This window comes from Hafnia sp. (assembly GCF_036648275.1).
Lineage (GTDB): Bacteria > Pseudomonadota > Gammaproteobacteria > Enterobacterales > Enterobacteriaceae > Hafnia > Hafnia alvei.
This window is the reverse complement of record NZ_JAVXIQ010000028.1, coordinates 16,701-34,482: the sequence shown is the minus strand read 5'-3', so window position 1 is coordinate 34,482 and position 17,782 is coordinate 16,701. Positions and strand designations below refer to the sequence as shown.

Below are 17,782 nucleotides of genomic sequence, written 5' to 3'. Positions count from 1 at the left end.
TCATTTCACGGTGTTTTTTCTTGCTCTGCATCAATTACCGGCAGGCGCCACATAAAGATCAGCAGGCAGGCCAAAATCACCAGCAGCAATATACGTACCCACCACATGTTCACCAACCACAACGAAAGCGCGAAGGTCAGAATAATAAAAATAATGGCCTTTGGCTTAGCTCCTGATGGCAAACCACGATGTTTTTGCCAGTGGCGTAAATAGCCGCCAAACCAAGAATTATACAATAGCCAGTGGTGAAAACGCGGTGACGAACGAGAAAAACACCAAGCCGCCACCAGCAGGAAGGGCGTGGTTGGTAATAAAGGCAAAATGGCGCCTAGGCAAGCCAGACCAAATGCGATCCAGCCCAAAACAATGAGTAATATGCGTTGCATGATGTCTCTTGCCCTACTCCCCACGACTCCATTACCATCTGATGTTACATGAGCATTGCACCGAAAGTCATGGGTGATAACTATCCCGCCCTCCTTCTTTAAGCCCGATAATCACCGCTAAGGTATCTCTGATGTCAAGCCAACAGCTTTTACAAGTGTTAGAACAGCGCATCATCCAGCTGGAACTCTCGCTGAAAAATAGCGGTTATATACCAACCCGACAGCCACGTTTTGATCGTGCCCTTTTTGCCAGCGCCGAAACAGGCCTGAAGGATTATTTGCAAGAACTGCGCGGTAATTTTGCAAAACTCACTGATGCCGTAAAGCGTAACCATCCACAGCAGGTCAGTTTTTTAGCTGAACGTTTAGTTGCTCAGATCGAAGCGCTACAGCGAGAGTTCGCCACCCAGCAGTTGCGCCGCCAAGATGCTAAAAGTCGGCGTTCGCCGCTTGCCATTATGCAACAGAAATTGGCAGAAAATCAGGGCTATGAGCGACGCTTAAATGACATGCTCTATGAACGTGAAAGCCAGCTTGGGCAGTGTCAAACGTTACAGCAGCAGCAAGGGATTCAGCAAGAACTCGTCGCCTTAGAGGGACGTTTAAGTCGCTGTCGCCAAGCGCTGAAAAAAATTGAAAAACAGATAGAACAAATGGAGCTTGGCTTTTCCTAAAATTCTGAAAATAACCCATTTGTGCAGAAAGTCGTTCTATTCATCCTACAAACAAATAAAATGATGTGGCCTTCACGGTGAGGGCTTATTTCTATCTATAATTATCAAAGCTTTCTTCTCTGATATCGCATTCGGTGTCATCAGAGCTAGCGCTAAATATTTGTTTAAGGGAGACGTATCATGGGCATTATTTCTTGGGTCATTCTTGGTCTTATTATCGGCATTTTGGCTAAATGGTTCATGCCAGGCAAAGATGGCGGCGGTTTCTTTATGACCGTTATTTTGGGTATTGCTGGTGCATTAGTCGGTGGCTACATCAGCTCATTCTTTGGAATGGGAAGCGTCACTGGTTTTAATTTCGTGAGCCTGATTATTTCAATTCTGGGTGCTATGCTGTTGCTGTTCATCTATCGCAAATTGAAAAACTAAGGAAAGGTTATGTCACTCGAGAAAGCAGCGCCTGAAGTGCAACTTGCCGTCGATTTGATCTATCTACTGGAAAGCAACGATCTCGGCCCTGAAGTCGTGTTAGCCGCCTTAGAAATAGTCAAAAACGACTATGAAACTAAACTGTCGCGCAAAAAACACCAGACAACTTCGCCACTCAGCAACGTATAGCCTCTCGAGTCATATCTTAAGGAGCCACATGGCTCCTTTTTTATTTAAGAATAATTCGCATTGAATTTTCTTATTATAATAAATATATGTCTTGGTTTGTTTTTATAAAAATCCTATTTATTTATACAACTAACACTTATTGGTTATATTATATTTATCATGCTAACCATAGTTAGAAATATCTTATTAAATTTAATTTTATATATTGGAAATGAAACTTCCCAAGAAGGCTTATTCTCTGGGAAAAAAACATTCCATTGCGTTAATTAATGGCGGAAGATTTATTTCCTTAATACGTTAACTTGATTTCCCTCAAGATCATTTTATGATCGATGAAATATTATTATTCATATTGATATACTCATTACTCCTATAAAGTTTTATTATAAATAATATATTATTTATGCCCGAAATAATTGGAGTTGCATCACGACGGCAAGAGAACGAATCACGATGAGCTTACTCAAGTAAGTGATTCGGGTGAGTGAGCGTAGCCAACACAGATGCAACTTCAAGTATAAAGGGGATATTTTGGTAAAGGACTTACCTCCAGATAGCTATTCTGGTTACTCAATGCAACATAAGCCTCTTAATTTATGATTTCTACTTTGCAAAAACCATGGTCAGTTAAAAAGCAGGTTCACCTAGCGATTCTCACGCTAGCACTTCCACTGATCGTTCTCTATGTCTGGTTCTATCAGCACGTAAAGCAAGAGACGTATCATAATATCGATGAGACGCTTGCGTTCATCGCACACAATACGGCTATGCAGTCAGTCGACCGCCAAATTAAAGATATCAAAAATAGTGCCATCGCACTTGCGACCCAAGCATCACCCAACGAATCACTTATGTTCATTGATTCGGACGAGAGTAATCTAAAGAAAATTGTGTCTTATGCCATTAATGCTAACCGCCATTTCACCAATATTCTGGTGTGGGTCGATGGCGCAGGTTTTAACAGTATTCCAAAGATAGAATCCCCCTCATACGATCCGAAAGAGCGTCCTTGGTTTCCGCGCGATACCCTAAAGAATAATTGGGTACGCTTCTCTATGCCCTATAGTGACGAGTTTACTCATCATAACGTTTTGACTATATCGAAAAACCTGAATGACGATCAGGGTGTTCGCTATGGCGCATTATCTATGGATTTAGATCTGGCGGCAATGAGTCTGCCGTTAAAAGAGATAGCCTTACCATTAAACGGGAAATTAGCCGTAGTCCATCATTCTGGTCAGATTGTCATGCACGCCAATCCTCAAGAAATTACCTTGCCGATCGCGCATCCAGAATGGTTGAAACAAATGACGGATGCCGAAGGCTATTTTTATGATGAAAACTCAGGCATTCATGTTTATTACCATTCGTTCACCAACCCTGACTGGCATCTTATTCTCACCGTCGAGGAGAACAAAATCGAAGCTTTAATTGCTGAGTCAACGCAACCGATGTTGATTTTGGCGATTGTCACGGTAATGCTCTATATCACCGTGGCTGTGCTTTGGAACACCAGCCTGCAACGCATGCTAAGCGAGTTGCTGTCAACAATACGCAGTGGCAGCATGGATGAAAAAACATCCGATCTCGCCAGCGTCTATTCTGAAATTAAAAAGCAGCACCGAGCCAGAGCAGAAGCGAATAAAGCCGCGATTGAAGATAGCCTGACGGGATTATTTAATCGTCGCTATTTTGATGAGCGTTTGCCCAGCCTAATTGAAAACAGAGTTCCTTTCTTTTTGGCCATGATTGATATTGATAATTTTAAACAAATCAACGATCGTTTTGGCCATCCCGTGGGCGATGAAGTTTTAAAATATATCGGCAAAGTCGGTCAGGAAATTGCAGGGCCTCAAGGACTGTTATGCCGCTATGGCGGCGAAGAATTAGTGATGCTGATTTTGAACAGCGATACCAGCAGCGTGGTACATCTGCTCGATAAATGGCGTATCGCCGTTGACCAGAAACAGTGGCACGAGGCAGGCTTGCATGTCACCTTCAGCGGTGGACTCACCCAATGGCAGGGTGAAAGCGCAGAAGAAATATTAAAAATCGCTGACGACTATTTATATACCGCGAAGCATAACGGGAAGAACAATATCGTCACTAAGGCTTAATTTTGAAGCTGCGAATTCAGTTAACAGCTTCAGTTAACGACGTCAGTTAACAACATCAGTTAATAATAGGAAGCTTATAGCGTTCATTAAGCAGGATATTTAATGCTTAAACAAACGCCGTAAGCTTCCGTTAAAACTGGCAGAAGCGAAAATCAACTCATAGCCACAGCGCGATTATGCCAATGACTCATCACCGGCTTTGCCGTCCAGATCTTTTTTGATCACCTGAACTTCCTTGCCTTCTTGGTTATGCAAATACACTTCTAACTGGTTAAACGCGATATTAATGTCGTTTTCACGACACAGCTGATCGATTCGACGGTTCAGCTCATCAACCGTATAGCTGCGGTCGCGAAGTTCGCGTACGTATAAACGCAGTTCATGATCTAATGTGCTCGCTCCAAACGCTAAGAAAAACACCTGCGGTTCGGGATCGGTCATCACGCGTGGGTTTTCTTTGGCCGCTTGCAGGAGAACCTGCTTCACTTTGTCCAGATCCGAACCATAGGCGACCCCCACCTTTATGAGTAATCGGGTCGTAGTATCGGATAATGACCAGTTAATCAGCCGTTCTGTCACAAACGCCTTATTCGGGATAATTACCTCTTTACGGTCAAAATCCGTAATCGTGGTGGCGCGAATACGAATTCGACTTACCGTGCCTGAGAACGTCCCGATAGTAATGGTATCGCCAATGCGAATTGGGCGCTCAAAGAGGATAATGAGACCAGAGATGAAGTTCCCGAAAATCTCCTGCAAACCAAAACCTAGACCAACCGATAACCCAGCGGCAAGGAACTGTAGCTTGTCCCATGATACCCCCAGCGAACCGAAGAAGATTATCGTCCCCACCACGATGATCAAATAGGTAAGAACCGTGGTGATGGCATAGGAAGAACCTTGGCGCATTTGAATACGCGAGAGCACCAGCACTTCGAGCAGACCCGGTAAGTTGCGCGTTAGGATATAGGCAATAACCACCGACACTAAAGCAAAGAGCACGCTGCCTAGCGTTACGGCCTGTAAGGTCTGATTTGCACCTGAACCGCTGCTGTAATGCCACAGGGTGATGCTATCAAGGTAGGAGATCACCGTAACCAAATCGGACCAAATCCAATACAAAACACAGCCAAAGATGAGGAATAAAACCATCGTTGTCAGGCGCAATGACTGGCTATTAATCTGATCAATCGCCAATGGCGGTTCTTCAATCGGCTCTGAACCCTCCGCCCCTTCACGCGCGGTATTTTGCTGGCGGCGAGCCAAAGCACGTCGGTAAGCTAAACGCCGTGCGGCAACGCTCAGTCCACGGATAGCCGTGGCATAAATAATGGTCCATAGGATCATTAAATAGAGGCTATCAAGCCAGCGCAGTCCTAGGCTTAGCGTGGTATAGAGGTAGCCGAACGCGGTAAGAACCATCAGCACCAACGGCGTCATGGCTAATAGCGTCACCATGATGAGTCGTACGGTATGAGAGTTTTTCTCCCGCCATGCGTCACGGCAAATGGGGAAAACAAAAGCGGTTATCAGCGCTAAGGTGATAAGCACCGCAACCTGACCAATCACATCTTCACTCAGACGCAACGGCGCTTTTTCACCCAATACACACCAGAAAATCAGCGGGATTAACGTGACCCCAACTCGTCGGGTCACGCGGCGATAGTGCGCGCACAGCAGCGGAGAGAGATTAAAATGTTTCTCCGACACGCCTTCCGGCGCTAACAGGCGATATGTGGTGCTGATAACCATCCAGAACATGGCAAACTGCAGCGACAGCGACCACATAAAGTTATTAATGCTGATATCCGAGCGATAGCACCAAAAGCCCAGTGCCAATATCAATAGCGTGCCGGGTAATCCTTTCACCATCAGCAGCCCAATGGCTTTTGGCGTATGCAGCTGTGTGTCACGTTTTAATTGGCCGACTTCGTTGCCAAGCTTTTCCAGAAGCTCATTAATTCTACGATAGCGCCAGCGGAACAGGCCGAAGAGGATCAGTAAAGGAATGAAAACGAACATGGAGCTCAGCGCACCTTCAGCCAACGCTCCCGGCTTGAGGTCAAAGTGCAGCGAATTGGCCTGAACTTTTAACGCATTTGGAAGATCCATAAACCAATTGAGGTTCATTGGCTTATTACTGCTCACCCAGAAAATTTGTTGGGTCAACGTATGTTGCAGGTATTCATTTACGCTCAACAACTGTTGCTGATTAATCTGTAGGCTAATCGCTAAGGTTAACTGGCTACCGAGCTGCTTATTGAGCTGATCCAACAGCTCACGGCGAGCATCAACAATATCTTCGAGCGCGCTAACCACATCGTCAGACGGCTTATCCTTATTTTGGCTAAGCAACTGCGTGACGTAATCCGTTCCTTGGAACAGCGCATCACGCTTTTCATTGATGTCGAACTGTTCCAAACGTAAATCAGCAATCTGCGTAGCAACATCGTTAGTCAATTTTTCCGTCGGCAGATTTTGTTGTTGCTGATAGAGAATGCGCGACAGCAGCAAACTGCCTTTCAGTACCGTTATCTGCTCTTTCAAATTGCGCTCTGCCTGTAGAGAGCGGTCTAGCCAGTTTTTGATGCGGATATTTTCCTGAACCAGCGTGTTCACGCCTTCGGTCGCTTCAATTAACCGCTTGCTCAATTGGCGGTTAATATCGAGCTCACGCCCAATAACAGGATCTTGCTGAATATCTTGCGTGGCATCATCTGGGTTTTGTGCTTCCTGCGCCGTCTTTTCAGACTGCGTTAACCGCTTGCCGTTTTCTACTTCACGAACCAGCTGAACCATGTGCTCTAACTGATTGATTCTGGCATTGGCGTAGTCGCGCTGCTTTTGCAGGGAATCTTGTAATGCGGTGTTAGCCGACAAGCTTTGGCGCTGGTAGTCGAGGGACATATTCAGCATCGCCATTTGCGTATTCAGCATGTTTTGCTGTGTTGGACGCATATTGCTGGGATCGGATAACGCGTTTCGAATTTGCTGAATCTGCTGTGACGTCGCCATCATGCTGCTTTGCGCACGCTCTGGCTGGGTCTGAAGAGAAATAAGCTGACTATTAAAATTCGCTAAGTCTTCCTGCGCGCTTTGCAGATCATCCAGCGTGCTGCCCATTCTGTTTTCTAGCTGGCGCAAAGAAAGCGTCGACAGCGACGAACGCGTGATGGCTTCGCTATCGGCCTGTTGAATAGATTCTAATCCGCTGAGCGCCTGATTTAGCTTGAGCGGAGCTTGTTGAATCTGCTGTTTAAGCTGCTGGCTTTCTTGCTTGATGCGGTCGATACCGTCGAGGTATTCGAGCGTTTTCATCAAATCCTGCTGCGAAAGCTTTTCTCCCGGCGACAGCGATTTCTGCTTACCTAAAGAATCTAACTGATTCTGTACTTCAGTCCGCGTCGATATATCGCCGCTCAGCGCTAAAGCATAATCAGGCATCAATAAAATAAGCACACTAATAATTAATGAAATTAAATAAAACTGTGCGCGCCGAGTTAATTGAACAGAGCGTAACGTAATGCAGCCAGCCATCATGGGAAGAGATCGTTTAACGGGAAGAGTAGATTAGCGTAGCACGAAGATATTAAGACAATGAATAGGCAAAAGCCGAAAATGAAATCTATTTTTTATCCAATAAATAAGGACGATATTTGTGTGGGAATTAATCCCTATCGCCCTAATTACGATTCAATGCAAAATTAGAACGTAAGCACCTTATCTGCGGCTAGCGTCCACTGAGCTAGCTCAACCAACGTTCCAATCTCAACCCCGTCAATCAACGGTAATGTGCTGATTCCACGGCCATCGGCGCAGGTTTTACACAGTTTAAAAGGCACCTGCTGAGCGGTCAGAATTTCAATCATTTGCTGAAGGTTATAGCCTTCATGAGGCTTCTGCCCAGCCAAACCCGATGTGACAGCATCAGACATCAGAAAGATTTTCAGCTCAATCTCGCCCTGCTGCTCTTTCATCGCAATAGCCAAGCGCAGTGCGTTAAACAATGATTCTTGGCCGTAACCGGCACCATTGGCGATCAAAACAATTTTCTGCATTAGGATTTCCCTCTGTTAAGCGGCGTCATCGCCACCGCACATGCCGGCGCTTCAAACGGCATGCTAACAGCGCCATGCAGGAGATGTTCGCTGTACTTGATCATGTCGATAAAGCTGTCGACCATAAATGAAGCTTCTTCTTTTAAATCAAAGCTTTCTGGTAAAAACAACCAGCTTTCCATTATACCCGTTATATACGAGCGCATCATTACCGCTGTGCGCCGAGTATTAAGTTCAGCAGGCAACTGTTGACACTCAATACAGTTACGTAGCACATTTTCGATGCGCTCAAAATTTTCGAGGTACAAAATCTTGCGAATATCAGCTAAAGAACGCATCTCGCCGACAAATTCGCATTTATGAAATATAATTTCCATCAACGCTTTACGGCGTGGGTCGTCCACGGTTGCGACCAAGATATAAATTAGGATTTCACGTAAAATCCTAAGTGGATTATCTGGATACTTTGCTTGATACTCTATCTCTAAGTCACTGACTTTTGATTCGGTCAGGTTCCAGACTTCATTAAAAAGGTCTACTTTATTTTTAAAGTGCCAATAAATCGCGCCACGCGTTACACCAGCTGCGTTGGCAATATCCGTTAGAGAGGTAGCGGACACACCGCGTGCGGAAAACTCACATACTGCCGCTTCAAGTATTTGCAGTCGGGTTGCTTGAGCTTGCTCTTTGGTTTTTCGTGCCATGGCGTTATATTTTTAATGTGCTTTGATTTACATACATTCATGAATGTATGTACCATAACATGCAGTTTTAATTAGCGCAGCAATGGGTTTTCACAAATGAATCAATACCCATTTAACAATCGAACTCTTGAGGTTATCTATGAATAAAAACAGAGGGTTAACGCCTCTGGCGGCCGTGCTAATGTTTTCTGGTAGTTTACTTCTTACAGGATGTAACGACGAAAACGAGCAAAAAGGTCAGCAAAGCGCACCTGAGGTGGGTGTTGTCACGCTGAAAGCTGAGCCGTTGAACGTCACCACTGAGCTTCCTGGACGTACATCTGCATATCGCATCGCAGAAGTTCGCCCTCAGGTTGGCGGTATCATCCTTAAGCGTAACTTCGTGGAAGGCAGCGACATTCAGGCCGGTTCTTCCCTGTATCAAATCGATCCAGCAACTTATCAGGCCGCTTATGACAGCGCGCGTGGCGATTTGGCTAAAGCTGAAGCCGCTGCAAACATCGCTCACCTGACAGTAAATCGCTATAAGACATTAGTCGGTACTAAGTACATCAGTCAGCAAGAATACGATACTGCTGTTGCCGATGCGCGTCAGGCTGATGCAGCCGTTACCGCGGCAAAAGCCGCAGTAGAAACTGCACGTATCAATCTGGCTTATACCAAAGTCACTTCACCAATCAGCGGTCGTATTGGTAAATCCAGCGTGACCGAGGGTGCTTTAGTCACTTCAAATCAGGCTAATGCGCTGGCAACCGTTCAGCAACTTGACCCGATTTATGTCGACGTGACTCAGTCAAGCAACGACTTCCTACGTTTAAAAGAAGAGCTGGCTAACGGCACTTTAGAACAGGAAGGCGGTAAAGCTAAGGCTGAGCTGGTATTGGAAAATGGTCAGGTCTACGCACAGAAAGGCTCTCTGGAGTTTTCTGACGTCACCGTTGATGAAAGCACTGGCTCAATCACTATTCGCGCCGTGTTCCCGAATCCTAAAGGCGATTTGTTGCCTGGCATGTTTGTGCGCGCTCGTCTGGATGAAGGTATCAAAAACAATGCGTTGCTCGTACCGCAGCAAGGCGTCACCCGTAATCCTCGCGGTGAAGCAACCGTCATGTTAGTCGGTGCCGACAACAAAGTTGAAAACCGTACCGTAACCGCAGCGCAAGCCATCGGTGACAAATGGTTGGTGACTGGTGGTCTGAAGTCCGGTGACAAAGTGATTGTGACTGGCTTGCAGAAAGTTCGTCCAGGTGTGCAAGTGAAAGTAGAAGAAGCTTCTGCAGGGAACGCTTCAACAAAAGATGCAGCGGCTAGCGAACCGAAGAAGTCTTAAGTGATGCTCGTTGCTGATACATTGATAAAAAGGAGCCAGTAATTCATGGCTAAGTTTTTTATAGATCGACCTATATTCGCCTGGGTTATCGCCATCATAATCATGCTGGCCGGTACGCTAGCGATTATGAAACTACCGGTGGCGCAATATCCAACGATTGCCCCGCCGGCGGTGTCGATCTCCGCAGTCTACCCTGGTGCTGATGCGCAGACGGTGCAGGACACGGTGACACAGATTATCGAACAGAACATGAACGGTATCGATAATCTGATGTACATGTCCTCAACCAGCGACTCATCGGGTAGCGTGTCGATCACGCTTACCTTCCAGTCTGGTACTGACCCGGATATCGCACAGGTTCAGGTGCAGAACAAATTGCAGCTAGCAACGCCGTTGCTGCCGCAAGAAGTTCAGCAGCAAGGGATCAGCGTTGAGAAATCCAGTAGTAGCTTCCTGATGGTTGCTGGCTTTATTTCTGAAGACGGAAGTATGTCTCAGGATGATATCGCCGACTACGTGGCTTCCAACATTAAAGATCCGATCAGCCGTTCCGAAGGGATTGGTGACGTACAGCTGTTTGGTGCACAGTACGCGATGCGTATCTGGTTAGACCCAAATAAGCTGAACAACTACCAGATGACTCCTCTGGACGTGATCAACCAGATCAAAATCCAGAACAACCAGATTGCAGCCGGCCAATTAGGTGGTGCTCCTCCGGTTCCTGGCCAGCAGTTGAACGCCTCAATCATTGCGCAAACGCGCTTACAGACACCGGAAGAATTCGGCAAGATCCTGATGAAGGTTCAAACCGATGGTTCTCGCGTACTGCTGCGTGACGTTGCCAAGATTGAGCTAGGCGGCGAAAACTATAACGTTATCGCACGCTTTAACGGCAAACCTGCCGCAGGTCTGGGGATTAAACTGGCAACCGGCGCTAACGCATTGGATGCCGCTGAAGGGGTTAAAAAAGAGCTGGCTAAGTTGCAGCCCTTCTTCCCTGCCAGCATGAAGGTTGTTTATCCATACGACACCACGCCGTTCGTTAAGATTTCCATCAACGAAGTTGTGAAAACGTTGCTGGAAGCAATCGTGCTGGTGTTCTTGGTTATGTATCTGTTCTTGCAGAACATTCGTGCAACCCTGATCCCAACCATCGCGGTTCCGGTGGTTCTGTTAGGGACCTTTGCTGTGCTATCGGCCTTTGGCTATTCGATAAACACCCTAACCATGTTTGGTATGGTGCTTGCGATAGGCCTCTTGGTGGATGACGCCATCGTTGTGGTGGAAAACGTTGAGCGTGTTATGGCCGAAGAGGGCCTACCACCAAAAGAAGCAACCCGTAAATCCATGGAGCAGATTCAGGGCGCCTTGGTGGGGATTGCGATGGTACTGTCCGCAGTATTTATCCCGATGGCATTCTTCGGTGGCTCAACCGGTGCGATTTACCGTCAGTTCTCCATCACTATCGTTTCCGCGATGGTGCTGTCAGTACTGGTGGCGATGATCCTGACACCGGCTCTGTGTGCCACCATGCTCAAACCGATCGAAAAAGGCGGCCACGGTAAAACCACCGGCTTCTTTGGTTGGTTTAACAACATGTTCGATAAGAGCACCGAGCACTATACGAATTCCGTTGCGGGCATTCTGCGTGGTACCGGTCGTTATCTGCTGATTTACCTGATTATCGTTGTCGGTATGGGTCTGTTGTTTGTCCGTATGCCAACGTCATTCTTACCGGATGAAGATCAGGGTATTGCTCTGACCATGGTTCAGTTACCGGCTGGTGCAACGCAAGAACGTACCAACAAGGTTCTGGCAGAAGTCACTGATTACTTCTTGGATAAAGAAAAAGCTAACGTTCAATCCGTCTTTACCGTAAGTGGCTTCGGCTTCAGCGGTCAAGGCCAGAACAATGGCTTGGCCTTCGTCAGCTTGAAACCTTGGGATGAACGTACCGGCGCCGATAATAAGGTTCCGGCCATTATCGCCCGTGCAACTGGCGCATTCAGTAAGATTAAAGATGGCTTGGTGTTCCCATTCAACCTGCCAGCGATTATCGAACTGGGTACGGCAACCGGCTTTGACTTTGAACTTATCGATCAGGCAGGCCTTGGCCACGAAAAACTGACTGAAGCGCGTAATCAGCTGTTAGGCATGGCCGCACAGCATCCAGACACCGTGGTTCGTGTACGTCCAAACGGTTTGGAAGATACGCCGCAGTTCAAGATCATTGTCGATCAGGAAAAAGCACAGGCGTTAGGCGTTTCGATTTCAGACATCAACCAAACGCTGTCTACCGCGCTGGGTGGTACTTATGTGAACGACTTCATCGACCGCGGTCGTGTGAAGAAGGTTTACGTACAGGCTGATGCGCCATATCGTATGCTGCCGAACGATATCAATAACTACTATGTCCGTGGTGATGCAGGACAAATGGTACCGTTCTCAGCGTTCTCATCATCAAAATGGGAATATGGTTCTCCGCGTCTGGAACGTTATAACGGCCTGCCATCCATGGAAATCCTTGGGGAAGCGGCACCGGGTAAAAGTACCGGTGAAGCGATGGCTCTGATGGAAGATTTGGTCACCAAGCTGCCTACCGGTATCGGTTTTGACTGGACGGGAATGTCCTATCAGGAACGTCTATCAGGTAACCAGGCTCCGGCGCTGTATGCCATCTCGCTCATCGTGGTCTTCCTGTGTCTGGCAGCATTGTATGAAAGCTGGTCAATTCCGTTCTCCGTTATGCTCGTGGTTCCATTGGGCGTTATCGGTGCGCTGTTGGCAGCAACAATGCGTGGTATGAACAACGACGTTTACTTCCAGGTAGGCTTGTTGACGACCATCGGGCTTTCAGCCAAGAACGCCATACTTATCGTCGAGTTCGCTAAAGACTTGATGGATAAAGAAGGTAAAGGGCTGATTGAAGCGACGTTAGAAGCGGTACGCATGCGTCTACGTCCAATTCTGATGACGTCTCTGGCATTTATGCTGGGTGTTCTGCCATTGGCTATCAGTTCCGGTGCAGGTTCTGGCGCACAGAATGCGGTAGGTACAGGCGTAATGGGCGGTATGGTTACTGCAACTATTCTGGCCATCTTCTTCGTACCGATGTTCTTTGTGGTTGTTCGTCGTCGCTTTAATAAAGGCGGTGAAGACATTGAACATAGCCACCCTGTTGACCATCAGGTGAAATAGTTTATTTCCCTGAGTCGTCCTCAATAGGCTGATACTTTTCAGCCTGATAAAACGCCCGATGAGTCTCATCGGGCGTTTTTTTATATTGAAAACGTCACCGCTATTTACCGGCAAATCGAAGACATAAAAAAAGCGCCGTTAAAGGCGCTTTTAGAATTTCTGAAGAACTCGCTTATTTGGCGCTGGCGAGCACGGCGCTCACAATATCCACGGCTTCTTTCTCGATTCGCTGGCGATGTTCAGCGCCCAAGAAACTTTCGCAGTAAATCTTGTAGGCTTCTTCGGTGCCAGACGGACGCGCGGCAAACCAGCCGTTGTCGGTCATCACTTTCAGCCCGCCAATAGAGGCGTTGTTGCCCGGCGCTTTAGTCAAACGCGCGGTAATCGGATCGCCTGCCAGTTTGTCAGCTTTAACCATCTCAGGAGAGAGCTTCGACAGCGCATCTTTCTGCGCATGTGTCGCCGGTGCCTGAATGCGGTTATAGCTTGGCGCACCAAAACGTTCAGCCAGCTTATTGTAATGCTGCTGTGGGTTTTCGCCGGTAACGGCAGTGATCTCAGCGGCAAGAAGACACATAATGATGCCGTCTTTGTCCGTTGACCACGGTGTACCATTAAAGCGTAGGAAGGAAGCACCCGCGCTCTCTTCGCCACCAAAACCAAAGCTACCGTCAAACAGTCCATCAACAAACCATTTAAAGCCGACAGGAACTTCCACCAGCTTACGGCCTAAATCATTCACAACGCGGTCAATCATGGCGCTGGATACCAGCGTTTTACCTACGGCAACATCAGCGCCCCACTGTGGGCGATGCTGGAACAGATAATTGATCGCTACTGCTAAGTAGTGATTCGGATTCATCAGGCCTGAAGGCGTGACGATACCGTGGCGATCGTAGTCTGGGTCGTTAGCGAATGCTAAATCAAACTGATCGCGCAGCGCCAGCAAGCCCGCCATCGCGCTTTCCGATGAGCAATCCATACGGATCACGCCATCGTGATCTAAATGCATAAAGCGGAATGACGGATCAACGTGATCGTTCACCAAGGTCAGATCAAGTTTGTAATGCTCACCAATACGCTGCCAGTATTCGATGCCGGAGCCGCCTAATGGATCGACGCCCAAATGCAGGCCTGAGCGCTGAATGGCTGGCATATCAACGATATCGACCAAACCTTCAATGTAAGGCTGCACCAGATCTTTGGCATGCACCAAGCCGCTTTTCCAAGCCGCATCCAGCGTTTGACGCTTCACGCCCTGCAAGTTAAGGCTTAACAGTTCATTGGCGCGCTGCTCAATCACTTTGGTGAGGTCAGTATCTGCAGGTCCACCATTTGGCGGATTGTATTTGATACCACCGTCTTCAGGTGGGTTGTGCGAAGGCGTGATGACGATACCGTCGGCCAATGCCGCATTCTTATTGCTGTTGTGGGTCAGAATAGCGTGAGAAACCGCAGGCGTTGGTGTGAAACCATTATCCTGCTGTACCACGACGTCTACACCGTTTGCCGTCAGAACTTCCAGCACGCTGATAAACGCAGGTTCAGACAGACCATGTGTATCTTTACCCACGATACAGGGGCCTTCGATGCCATTCGCTTTACGCACTTCAACAATTGCCTGCGCAATAGCTAAAATGTGCGCTTCGTTAAAGCTATGGCGCTGAGCGCTGCCACGGTGACCTGAAGTCCCGAATTTTACCGCATGCGACGTGTTACCCACTTCCGGCGTCAATACATAGTATTGAGAAACCAGTTGTGCCACGTTAATCAAATCGCTCTGCTGGGCAGGCTGCCCGGCACGGGGGTGATTTGCCATGGTCACTACTCCCTACGCTATTACGCTTATATGGTTGAGTGCCTAATCGCGTTGCCAATGCTTGCGATTAGGCAGTTCTTGAATTAGATGGTCCCGCAAACTTTTTCAATCAGTTCGGCTGGGAACTGCATCGCCTGCATGATGTGTTCAATCATGCTGCGCTTGCGATCGGTGTTGGTGTTAGTGATCACCCAGTAAGGCGTGCCCGCGACATGTTTAGGCTTGGTATGCGTGCCGTTTTGCAGCAGCGTTTGCTGATCGCCGGCGAAATAGACGCGCGTACGGCCATGCAAGGATTCCGTTGCAGCAGCGAACCCTTGGTTATCAATGGAGTAAAGGGTTGAAAGTACCAGCATGAAGCGGTTTACCGCTTTGTTCTGCTCTGCATATTCATCAGACAGCAATAGTTCACGCATGGTACGAACGCGGTCTACCGGACGGGCAGATACCGCAGCAGCCACTGGCGCAGCGATGACGGCAGGCGTCACAGCCGGAGCAGCAGTTGCTTTATGTTCAGAGACTTTCAGCAGGCGGCGCAATATGTCAGAAGCACTCTCACCGATACTTTGCGTGTGGCTTGCAATGTAGCGGTACAGCTCCTCGTCGACTTCAATAGTTTTCATCATTATCCAATACAGGTTTACGACTTAATCAGCAGGATTATAAAGTCAAACGCCTCATGCGGATAGCGTAAACCCGATGCTCTGATCAATTCAGTGAGTTTTTTCCCAAACTTATGGAAAGAATACCCTTAAATTTTGCCGGATAACACTCGATGGCTAACAATCATGCTTAGTCGTGGTAACCTATTTGTTACAACATAAGATTTGTCGCACTCCATTGCCGCATGTTTAGCGCATGGAGCCCGCGAATAGACACCACGAATAGACCTAACGATATGAAACTCAACTACCGCGAACATATTCCAACCCAGCCAGCCCTGTTTCCACCAGCATTACTGATCCACGGTTTATTCGGCAGCCTGGATAATCTTGGCGTATTAGGCCGAGACTTGCGCAACGATCGCCGGGTGATTCAGGTTGATATGCGCAATCACGGACACTCGCCGCGCTCCGAGCGCATGGATTATGCCGCGATGGCCGTAGATTTACTGGCGCTGATTGACGATCTTTCTTTGCCGCAGTTAGATGTCATTGGGCACTCAATGGGCGGAAAAGCCGCGATGACGTTAGCAGCACTTGCACCCGAGCGTATTCGCCGCCTTGCCTTGCTGGACATTGCGCCCGTTGATTATCAGGTTCGTCGTCACGATACTATTTTTGCAGCTATCAACGCGGTGACGGATGCACGGCTGACGCGTCGCCAAGAGGCCGCTGAAATCATGCGCGGCTACATCCAAGAAGAAGGCGTAATACAGTTTTTGCTGAAGTCTTTTCAGGATGGTGAGTGGCTATTTAATGTGCCCGTTCTGTGGGATCAATACGAAAATATCGTGGGCTGGCAAGAAGTCACGCCTTACCAAGGCCCTGCGATGTTTATCAAAGGTGGGTCATCGCCCTACATCCAAGATATTCATCGCGCCGCCATTGCTCGCCAGTTTCCTCATGCTAAAGCTCACGTGGTAGCCGGTACTGGCCACTGGCTGCATGCGGAAAAACCCGAGCTGGTGCTACGCACGCTGCGCCGCTTTCTCGACAGCGATGAATAAGCCAAACGGCTTAATTTTGTCGCTTTCACGACCTAACTTCATCTTAACGACAGCCTCACTGTAGAAAAAATCACCATTCATCAGTGAGGTAAGTAAGATTAAGGATTGTCGCGGCTGGGGGCGCTAGGGTATTATGGCGCGCTATTATTCTGGCAGGCAGTTTTGCTGTTCAAGGATAGTGCCGGTAAAGGGTGAATGGCCCTAGTATGTTAATCATGATCTGATTCGTTACGCAGATTCAAAATTCTCCTTGTAGTACCGCTACCTGATATGGCCAAAGAACAAACGGACCGCACGACTCTGGATCTGTTCGCAGATGAACGTCGTCCGGGTCGCCCGAAAACTAACCCGTTATCTCGGGATGAACAGCTAAGAATTAACAAACGCAACCAACTGCGCCGCGATAAAGTGAAAGGACTGCGTCGCGTCGAGCTAAAGATTAACGAAGAAGCGGTTGAAATGCTGAATCGTTTGGCTCAGGAACAAAACATTAGCCGCAGTGAATTGATTGAACAAATTTTACTCAATCAGATTTTAAAATCTTAACGCCACCAGCACACAATGACGACAAATCGATACGGTTTAAAGTGCTATAGTGCGTAAAGTACGTACTGGTCTTTCTCAAGATTCTAGTTTAATTATTTGATATAAAAGGTATAAACGCGACATGGCAATCGTAGGCATTTTCTTTGGCAGCGACACGGGCAACACGGAAAACATCGCTAAGATGATCCAAAAGCAACTCGGAAAAGACGTTGCTGAAGTTCATGACATTGCCAAAAGCAGCAAAGAAGACATCGAAGCATTCGATATTCTTCTGCTTGGCATCCCAACGTGGTATTACGGCGAAGCTCAGTGTGACTGGGATGATTTCTTCCCTTCTCTGGAAGAGATCGACTTCAACGGTAAACTGGTTGCTCTGTTTGGCTGCGGCGACCAAGAAGACTATGCAGAGTACTTCTGCGACGCAATGGGCACCATCCGTGATTTGATCGAGCCACGCGGCGCGACCATCGTCGGCCACTGGCCAACGGCGGGTTACCATTTTGAAGCGTCTAAAGCGCTGGTTGATGACAAAACCTTCGTCGGTTTAGCTATTGACGAAGATCGCCAGCCTGAACTCACCGCAACGCGTGTTGATGCGTGGGTGAAACAAATCTCCGAAGAGATGAGCTTGGCTGAACTGGCTGGCTAACATGAAATTGAACC

Annotated in this window: 15 protein-coding genes; 9 read left to right on the top strand and 6 right to left on the bottom strand. The window is 47.7% G+C overall.

Going from position 1 to position 17,782, the window contains the following annotated elements:
• Nucleotides 1–5: 5 nt before the first annotated feature.
• Nucleotides 6–386: a DUF454 family protein gene (locus RSC70_RS18050; protein WP_025799931.1), complete on the bottom strand. Its 381-nt coding sequence runs from the start codon at nt 384–386 to the stop codon at nt 6–8.
• 131 nt (nt 387–517) lie between these two features.
• Here RSC70_RS18050 and priC point away from each other — a divergent pair, with 131 nt between their 5' ends.
• From priC to RSC70_RS18030, 4 genes are all read left to right on the top strand, one after another.
• The gene (priC, locus tag RSC70_RS18045) at nt 518–1,060 is read left to right on the top strand and encodes a primosomal replication protein PriC (RefSeq protein ID WP_130998778.1); all 543 of its coding nucleotides are present in this window, start codon (nt 518–520) and stop codon (nt 1,058–1,060) included.
• Nucleotides 1,061–1,240: 180 nt separating this feature from the next.
• Nucleotides 1,241–1,489, top strand: a complete 249-nt coding sequence (locus RSC70_RS18040) for a GlsB/YeaQ/YmgE family stress response membrane protein (RefSeq protein WP_332543121.1) — start codon at nt 1,241–1,243, stop codon at nt 1,487–1,489.
• Between the two features lie 9 nt (nt 1,490–1,498).
• Nucleotides 1,499–1,678, top strand: coding sequence for a pleiotropic regulatory protein RsmS (gene rsmS, locus RSC70_RS18035; protein ID WP_040045695.1), 180 nt, complete (start codon nt 1,499–1,501; stop codon nt 1,676–1,678).
• A gap of 608 nt (nt 1,679–2,286) precedes the next feature.
• On the top strand, nt 2,287–3,795 hold the full coding sequence (locus RSC70_RS18030) for a sensor domain-containing diguanylate cyclase (RefSeq protein WP_332543120.1): 1,509 nt from the start codon (nt 2,287–2,289) through the stop codon (nt 3,793–3,795).
• Nucleotides 3,796–3,969: 174 nt separating this feature from the next.
• On the opposite strand, the gene mscK is transcribed toward RSC70_RS18030, so the two are convergent.
• From mscK to acrR, 3 genes are all read right to left on the bottom strand, one after another.
• On the bottom strand, nt 3,970–7,335 hold the full coding sequence (gene mscK / locus RSC70_RS18025; RefSeq protein ID WP_267964521.1) for a mechanosensitive channel MscK: 3,366 nt from the start codon (nt 7,333–7,335) through the stop codon (nt 3,970–3,972).
• Nucleotides 7,336–7,499: 164 nt separating this feature from the next.
• Nucleotides 7,500–7,853 carry a DsrE/DsrF/TusD sulfur relay family protein gene (locus RSC70_RS18020; RefSeq protein WP_025799943.1) on the bottom strand — a complete coding sequence of 118 codons (354 nt, stop codon included), beginning with the start codon at nt 7,851–7,853 and terminating at the stop codon, nt 7,500–7,502.
• Nucleotides 7,853–8,557, bottom strand: a complete 705-nt coding sequence (gene acrR / locus RSC70_RS18015; protein ID WP_040045692.1) for a multidrug efflux transporter transcriptional repressor AcrR — start codon at nt 8,555–8,557, stop codon at nt 7,853–7,855. The genes RSC70_RS18020 and acrR overlap by 1 nt, the downstream gene beginning before the upstream one ends.
• Before the next feature lie 139 nt (nt 8,558–8,696).
• On the opposite strand from acrR, the gene RSC70_RS18010 reads away from it, so the two are divergent.
• Entirely contained in the window at nt 8,697–9,887 is a 1,191-nt protein-coding gene (locus RSC70_RS18010; protein ID WP_040045691.1) for an efflux RND transporter periplasmic adaptor subunit, read from the top strand.
• 45 nt (nt 9,888–9,932) lie between these two features.
• Nucleotides 9,933–13,085: a multidrug efflux RND transporter permease subunit AcrB gene (locus RSC70_RS18005; RefSeq protein WP_040045690.1), complete on the top strand. Its 3,153-nt coding sequence runs from the start codon at nt 9,933–9,935 to the stop codon at nt 13,083–13,085.
• 172 nt (nt 13,086–13,257) lie between these two features.
• Here the strand turns inward: RSC70_RS18005 and pgm are convergent, their stop codons facing one another.
• Both pgm and seqA read right to left on the bottom strand, forming a co-directional pair.
• Nucleotides 13,258–14,904 carry a phosphoglucomutase (alpha-D-glucose-1,6-bisphosphate-dependent) gene (gene pgm / locus RSC70_RS18000; protein ID WP_040045689.1) on the bottom strand — a complete coding sequence of 549 codons (1,647 nt, stop codon included), beginning with the start codon at nt 14,902–14,904 and terminating at the stop codon, nt 13,258–13,260.
• Nucleotides 14,905–14,987: 83 nt separating this feature from the next.
• The gene (gene seqA / locus RSC70_RS17995; protein WP_025800682.1) at nt 14,988–15,527 is read right to left on the bottom strand and encodes a replication initiation negative regulator SeqA; all 540 of its coding nucleotides are present in this window, start codon (nt 15,525–15,527) and stop codon (nt 14,988–14,990) included.
• 275 nt (nt 15,528–15,802) lie between these two features.
• Between seqA and ybfF the strand changes: the two genes are divergently transcribed.
• The 3 genes from ybfF (at nt 15,803) to fldA (ending at nt 17,768) form a co-directional block, all read left to right on the top strand.
• Nucleotides 15,803–16,573 (top strand): esterase, encoded by a 771-nt coding sequence (gene ybfF / locus RSC70_RS17990; protein WP_332543119.1) that lies wholly within the window; start codon nt 15,803–15,805, stop codon nt 16,571–16,573.
• Nucleotides 16,574–16,843: 270 nt separating this feature from the next.
• On the top strand, nt 16,844–17,119 hold the full coding sequence (gene ybfE, locus RSC70_RS17985; protein WP_025800680.1) for a LexA regulated protein: 276 nt from the start codon (nt 16,844–16,846) through the stop codon (nt 17,117–17,119).
• Nucleotides 17,120–17,240: 121 nt separating this feature from the next.
• Nucleotides 17,241–17,768: a flavodoxin FldA gene (gene fldA, locus RSC70_RS17980; protein ID WP_025800679.1), complete on the top strand. Its 528-nt coding sequence runs from the start codon at nt 17,241–17,243 to the stop codon at nt 17,766–17,768.
• Nucleotides 17,769–17,782 lie beyond the last annotated feature (14 nt).